At 70.9% G+C, this 1392-nt stretch carries 1 protein-coding gene; it reads left to right on the top strand.

Annotation, left to right across the window (positions count from 1 at the left end; all coding sequences use genetic code 11):
- Nucleotides 1–222 precede the first annotated feature (222 nt).
- Nucleotides 223–1287, top strand: a complete 1065-nt coding sequence (locus D7X12_RS41360; RefSeq protein WP_147444002.1) for a hypothetical protein — start codon at nt 223–225, stop codon at nt 1285–1287.
- The last annotated feature ends 105 nt before the right edge of the window (nt 1288–1392 follow it).

Raw genomic sequence — 1392 nt, forward strand, 5'->3', positions numbered from 1 at the left:
CCCGTCCCCCCCGCCGTGCTGCCCGTCCCTGCTGCCTGGAGCCTTAGCATTCGCCGTGCCGACGCTCCTTCGCGAGATATTCCCCTGCAACTTCAGCCACTTGAGTTTTCTTGACCCCCTGGCCCAGGGGTGCTGTGGGCGCGGAGCCGGAAAAAACTCCTGACCCTCCAGGACCCCGGCCTAACGTGTGACAGCCCTGTTGACGGGATGATGGAGGAACCTGTGCGCCTTCCGGCCGCCGCCGCACTGCTCAGCCTGGTTGCTTGCTCCGAAGCGACAGAAGGTCCCACCCCGAAGCTCGAGGGCCTCATCAATCCGCTGGAGCGGCTCGTGACGCCCGCGCGCGTCTGCAATGCCGGTGGCGATGCGCGCGGCTGGCGCCTGGAACTCATTGGCAGCGGCTTCACCCCGCTCCCCCGCGACGCGCTCACCGACACGCCCGCCGTGGAGCTGCCCCAGGTGACGCTGAGCGGCCCTGGCGACTACACGCTCCCCGCCGACCACCTCTTCTTCGCGCGCACCGAGCTGATGCGGATGGACCTGCCCACCCGCAACACCACGCCGTCGAGCCAGCTCGCGCCCGGCGCCTATACCGTCTCCGTGACCAACCCCCTGGGCGGCACCGCGCGGCTCGCGGACGGGCTGCGCGTCGTGGCCCCGCCCACGCTCGAGGGCTTCACCGCGCCCCAGGGCTTCTCCTATGGCGGCGGCAGCCCCCTGATCATCGAAGGCAGCGGCTTCCGCGTGGACGCGCCGCCCCTCATCACCCTGCACCGCGAAGGCGACGAGGACCGGCCGCTCTTCACCGTCACCGTCGCCTCCGAGACGCGCATCGACACCGAGGTCCCCCCCGCGACGCCCGAGGGCACCTACGACGTCCGCATCACCAACCCCGAAGGCTGCGCCGTCACCCGCCCCCAGGTGCTCACCGTCGCCTATCCGAAGCTGGGCACCCTCGCCCTGTCGCCCGCCAGCGGCCCCGCCAGCACCGACACCTCCATCGCCATCACCTTGTCCGGCAGCGGACGCTCGTTCTCCGAGGGCATCGCGGACGTGTACCTGGTCGCGCCCGTGAAGACGGACCCCGGGCAGCGCGTGAACATCCCGCTGCGCGACGTGAAGTACGTGAACGCCGCGCGGCTCACCGCCACCGTGCCCACCTGCGCCGGCTTCGACCCGCCACCCATCACGGATCCGCAATGTCCTGGCGGCGTCGTGCCCGGCGGCCCCTACACGCTCATCGTGACCGACCCCAGCGGCGCGGTGGGCGAGGTGTCCCTGAAGTAGTCGTATTGCGACCGGGCCCCCTGGCGCGTAATGAAGCCGCATGGACGCATCGGCATTGAAGGGCCGCCGGGTCATCGTCGGCGTGGGCGGCGGCATCGCGGCGTA

Source organism: Corallococcus sicarius, assembly GCF_003611735.1.
Classification (GTDB): Bacteria; Myxococcota; Myxococcia; order Myxococcales; family Myxococcaceae; genus Corallococcus; species Corallococcus sicarius.